5 protein-coding genes are annotated in these 5015 nt (G+C 70.1%); 4 read left to right on the forward strand and 1 reads right to left on the reverse strand.

The genetic code is table 11. From position 1 onward, the window contains the following. Positions 1-95: 95 nt before the first annotated feature. Positions 96-497, reverse strand: coding sequence for an SSI family serine proteinase inhibitor (locus tag EAD96_RS28195; protein WP_121686374.1), 402 nt, complete (start codon positions 495-497; stop codon positions 96-98). A gap of 408 nt (positions 498-905) precedes the next feature. Between EAD96_RS28195 and EAD96_RS28200 the strand changes: the two genes are divergently transcribed. The 4 genes from EAD96_RS28200 to EAD96_RS28215 form a co-directional block, all read left to right on the forward strand. Then, positions 906-1913 (forward strand): ABC transporter permease, encoded by a 1008-nt coding sequence (locus EAD96_RS28200; protein WP_121686375.1) that lies wholly within the window; start codon positions 906-908, stop codon positions 1911-1913. 57 nt (positions 1914-1970) lie between these two features. Further along, complete coding sequence (locus EAD96_RS28205) at positions 1971-3716, forward strand: ABC transporter substrate-binding protein (protein WP_121686376.1); 1746 nt, start codon at positions 1971-1973, stop codon at positions 3714-3716. 63 nt (positions 3717-3779) lie between these two features. After that, a complete protein-coding gene (locus EAD96_RS28210) occupies positions 3780-4769 on the forward strand; it encodes an ABC transporter permease (protein ID WP_120569808.1) in 990 nt (329 codons plus the stop codon). A 14-nt stretch (positions 4770-4783) separates the two neighbouring features. Further along, on the forward strand, positions 4784-5015 hold a 232-nt coding region (locus tag EAD96_RS28215; RefSeq protein ID WP_121686377.1), incomplete at its 3' end, for an ATP-binding cassette domain-containing protein.

Below are 5015 nucleotides of genomic sequence, written 5' to 3' on the forward strand. Positions count from 1 at the left end.
ACCCCACCCCGTCGATCATGAGGTTGACGGCGACAAATCGGACCGGAATCGCCGCCAACCTCATGATCAGCGAGAAGAGGCGGGGAAGGGGAGGGTCAGAAGGTGAAGAGGGCGGCTGTGGTGCGCTGCATCAGGCAGGGGTTGGTGAACGTCCGCGTGTAGGAGACGGGGCGGTCCTGCCAGAAGCCCACGGCACGCGCGACGACCGGGGCGTACTGGGAGGTGCACGGCGCGCCGTCCACGTCGAGCGCGTCCAGGTCGCCGTCGACGCGGGCGACGAGCCGGCAGGCGGTGATCGGGTCGGGGTGCAGGCCGCCGGTGGGGCCGCAGGTCAGCACCGTGGCGCGTACGCCGGTGCCGTCGTCGACGGTGAGCAGCAGCACCGAGGGGGTCTGCGGGCCGGGGCGCGGCGCGGCGTCCGCGGGGGAGGCCGGCACGGCGAGGCCGCCGAGCGCGGCGGCCAGGGCCAGGGCGGCGGTACGTCGGGCGAAGGGCATGGGTGGTCCTTCCGTCGGGGCCCCGGGTGAGGGCCGGTGGGTGGCCCGGCACGTCGTGCGAACCGGACCGCCGAGAACCCTAGGTGGACGGTGTGAACGCGAAGAGTCACGAAGTGTTACACCGACCGGCCGCACCGACCGCCCGGTGTGACATCGGCGTGCGGGAATGCCCGAACGGCTGACAACCGCTTCAATGCCTCGCGGCAACGCATTCCGAATTTGCGGGACGGCTACCTGAAAGGCTGACAACCGAATCGCTTCGTTATTGCGCCGATGCATTCCGTACGCCGGATCGTTGTCAATGCGCGACAACCGGAACGGCCGTTACCGGAACGATTCTTTCCGGTGCTCGGAAGCGCATTACCGTCGGGTGGCAGGGCGTTTTCGTCCCCATCGGGAGGACTGCTCATGAGCGAACTGTCGCACCCACCGGCCGCTCCCGGCCCCGACGTCGAGCCCGTTCCCGCACCAGCGGGCCGGCCCGGTGAATTCGTCGGCCGGTCACCCGGCCAACTCGCCTGGCTGCGGCTCAAACGCGACCGTACGGCCAAGGCCAGCGCCGTCACGCTCGCCGTCGCCGCCCTGGTCGCGCTCGGCGCGCCACTGCTGGGACGGCTCACCGGAATCGACCCGACCGACAAGTTCGTGGACCGGCTCAACGATTTCGGAATGCCGATCGGGTACGCCGGCGGAATCAGCGCCGACCATTGGCTGGGGCTCGAACCCGGCAGCGGCCGGGACATCCTGATGCAACTGGTCTACGGCCTGCGGACGTCCCTGTTCATCGCGTTCACCTCGGCGTTGCTGGCCTGCGGAATCGGCGTCGCGGTCGGTGTGCTGGCCGGATGGGCCAGAGGCTGGCTGGACAGCGTCGTCAACTGGCTGATCGACCTCACGCTGGCGTTCCCGTTCCTCATCTTCGCGCTCGCGGTCATCCCGATCCTCCAGGACCGCTTCTACTCCGACCGGGAGGCGCCGTCGCCGGCCTTCCGGGTGGCCCTGATCGTCGCCACCTTCGGCCTGTTCAGCTGGACGTACACCGCGCGGCTGGTCCGGGGACAGGTGATCTCGCTGCGGGAACGGGAGTTCGTCGACGCGGCCCGGGCCGCGGGCGCCGGCACGCGGCACATCCTGCTGCGGCAGCTGCTGCCGAACATCTGGGCGCCGATCCTGGTCACCGTCTCGCTGATGGTGCCGCAGTTCATCGCCATCGAGGCGGCGCTGGCGTTCGTCAACATCGGCGTCACTGAACCCACGCCCGACCTTGGCCGCATGATCTTCAACAGCATCGGCTACGTCGCGAGCGACCCCTGGTACACCCTGTTCCCCGGGTTGACGGTCTTCCTGCTGGTCCTGGCGTTCAACCTGCTCGGTGACGCGCTGCGCGACTCGCTGGATCCCCGCTCCACCCGGTAGTCCCCACGGCCATCAGTGCCCGGCCGGCGGGGGCCGCCGGGCAGGAAGGAGCACACCGTGCGCGCACGGACCCGGACACTGACAGGTGTCCTCGCCGCGGCGGCGCTGGCCGCCGCCGGTTGCAGCCCCACCACCGACGGCGGTGGCGACGGCGACCAGAAGACCAAGACCCAGAGCGGCTCGATCTCGTACGAGGCCGTCGACAACCAGGGCCCGGCGAAGGACGTCGACGGGGCGACCCGCGGCGGCACCCTCACCGTCATGCAGCCGGCCGACTTCGAGCACCTCGACCCGGCCCGCAACTACGTCAACGTGCAGCAGGTCGCCGGAGGGCTGCTCTACCGCGCGCTCAACGGCTACAAGGAGGACGGCAGCGGCAAGCTGCTGCTCGTCGGGGACCTGGCCACGAACCCCGGCAAGGACGTGAACGGCGACTGCAAGGTCTGGGAGTTCACCCTGCGCGACGGCGTGAAGTACGAGGACGGCACGCCGGTGTCCAGCAAGGACGTCGCCCACGGCATCGCCCGGTCGTTCGCCGCGAACCTCAACGAGGGCCCGCACTACATCCAGCAGTGGCTCTACCCGGGCGGGGCGTACAACGCCACCTACAAGGGACCGTACGACGGTGGCAAGCCGGTGCCCGACGGCGTAGCCACGCCCGACGACCGGACCATCCGGTTCACCTTCCCGCAGCCGCACTGCGACCTGCCGTACGCCGCGGCGCTGCCCACCAGCGCGCCCGTGCCCGCGGCGAAGGACACCCGCGCCAACTACGACCTGCGGCCGTTCTCGTCCGGGCCGTACCGGGTGAAGTCCTACCAGCGCGACGTGTCGCTGGAGCTGGAACGCAACCCGAACTGGGATCCGGCGACCGACCCGATCCGCAACGCGTACCCGGACGCGATCCGGATGACGTTCGGCCTGGAGCAGGCGCAGATCGCCGAGCGCCTGGTCGCCGACGGGCCGGCCGACCAGGCGGCGCTGAGCTGGTCGGACGTGCCGCCGTCGGTGCTGCCCCGCACGACCGGCGCGGGCGTCTCCGACCGGGTGGTCCGCGGACCGACGCAGTACAACTGGGTGCTGAGCATCAACACCCAGCGGGTCACCGACCTGGGCGTACGGCGCGCGCTGAACTACGCGGTCGACAAGGACGCCCTGCTCAAGGTGCTCGGCGGGCAGGCCGCCGGCTCGCCGGCGACCACGCTCATGTCGCCCACCACCGCCGGTTTCGTCCCGTACGACCTGTTCAACGCCCCGGTCACCGGCGACAAGGCCAAGACCGCCGAGCTCCTCGCCGGCAAGCGACCCAAGCTGGTGCTCGCCCACTCCAACCTGGAACTGCGCACCCAGCAGGCCGAGGCGCTGCGCAAGAACCTCACCGACATGGGCTTCGAGATCGTGATGAAGCCGATCGACAACAGCAGCTACTACGACGAGGTCGGCCGCAAGGACAACCCGTACGACCTCTACCTCACCGGCTGGGGCTCGGACTGGCCCACCGGCTCCACTGTCATCCCGCCGGTCTACGACGGACGGGAGATCGTGGCCGAGGGCAACCAGAACCTGTCGTACCTCGACGAACCGTCGGTCAGCGCGGAGATCGACCGGGTCCGCGACCTGCCGGCCGCGGAGCAGGACGCCGGCTGGATGGCGCTCGACCGCATGATCATGGAGAAGTACGCGCCGGTGGTGCCCTGCTACTACGACGCCACCTACGAGCTGCACGGCTCGAAGGTCGGCAACGCCTTCCTCAGCGACGCGTTCGGGATCATCTCGCTCAACGGCATCTACGTGAAGAAGTGACAGCCGCGCGGGGGCGGCGGCCACGGCGGCCGTCCCCGCGCCGACCTCGGGGGAGGTGCTCCCGTGCTCCGTTTCGTCGTACGGCGGCTGCTCGTCGCCGCCCTGACCCTGGTCGTCATCAGCCTGGTCACGTTCGGTCTCTTCTTCGCGGTGCCGAGCAGCCCGGCGAAGGTGATGTGCGGCAAGAACTGCACGGCCGAGGACATCGCCCAGGTCGAGCGCCGGCTCGGCATCGACCAGCCGCTGCCCCGGCAGTACGCCGACTTCGTGGGCGGCGTCTTCGCCGGCCGCACCTACGGCGAGGGTGACTTCCGGCAGGACTGCCCGGCGCCCTGCCTCGGCTACTCGTTCCGCAACAACCAGCCGGTCACCGAGATCGTCGCGCAGCGCGCCCCGGTGACGTTCAGCATCGTCCTCGGCGGCGCCGTGCTGTGGCTCGGCCTCGGCGTCTCGCTGGGCATGGTGTCGGCGCTACGCCGGGGTACGGCGTTCGACCGCGCCGCCATCGGCGTCACGCTGGCCGGGGCGTCGATGCAGGTGTACTTCTTCGGGCTGATCCTGCTCTACCTGCTCGTCTACTCCACCGGCCTGCTGCCGTTCCCCAGCTACACCCCGCTGACCGAGAGCCCGCTGCGCTGGGCGGCCGGGCTGCTGCTGCCGTGGATGACGCTGGGGTTCCTCAACTCCGCGCTGTACGCCCGGCTGGCCCGGGCGCAGATGCTGGAGACGTTGTCGGAGGACTTCGTCCGTACCGCCCGGGCGAAGGGGCTGCCCGCCCGGAAGGTACACACGCGGCACGCGTTGCGGGCGGCGATCACGCCGATCGTCACGATCGCCGGGCTGGACATCGGCACCAGCCTCGGCGGCACGTTCATCACCGAGACCATCTTCGGCCTCCAGGGTCTCGGCAAGGCGACAGTGGAGGCGGTGCAGTTCCTCAACCTGCCGGTGGTGATGGCGACGGTGCTGCTGGCAGCGGTGTTCATCGTGGTCGCCAACATCGTCGTCGACGTGTTGTACGCGGTGATCGACCCGCGGGTCCGGCTGAGCTGAGGGAGGGATCGGACATGGTGGAACTTCCGGCGCCGCGTCGCGGCGAGGGCCCGTACCTGCGGGTCGAGGATCTGCGGGTGCGGTTCGACACCGAGGACGGTGTGGTGCGGGCCGTGGACGGGGTGTCGTTCGCGGTGGAGCGGGGTCGCACGTTGGGGATCGTGGGGGAGTCCGGGTCGGGTAAGAGCGTGACGTCGCTGGCGATCCTGGGTCTGCACAACGCGAAGCGGACGGCCGTCTCGGGGG

This window comes from Micromonospora sp. BL1, from assembly GCF_003667485.1.
Lineage (GTDB): Bacteria > Actinomycetota > Actinomycetes > Mycobacteriales > Micromonosporaceae > Micromonospora > Micromonospora tulbaghiae.

What these genes read in the sequence shown, in the direction of transcription:
- EAD96_RS28195 (WP_121686374.1), bottom strand. Translation starts at nt 497, where the DNA reads ATGCCCTTCGCCCGACGTACCGCCGCCCTGGCCCTGGCCGCCGCGCTC.
- EAD96_RS28200 (WP_121686375.1), top strand. Translation starts at nt 906, where the DNA reads ATGAGCGAACTGTCGCACCCACCGGCCGCTCCCGGCCCCGACGTCGAG.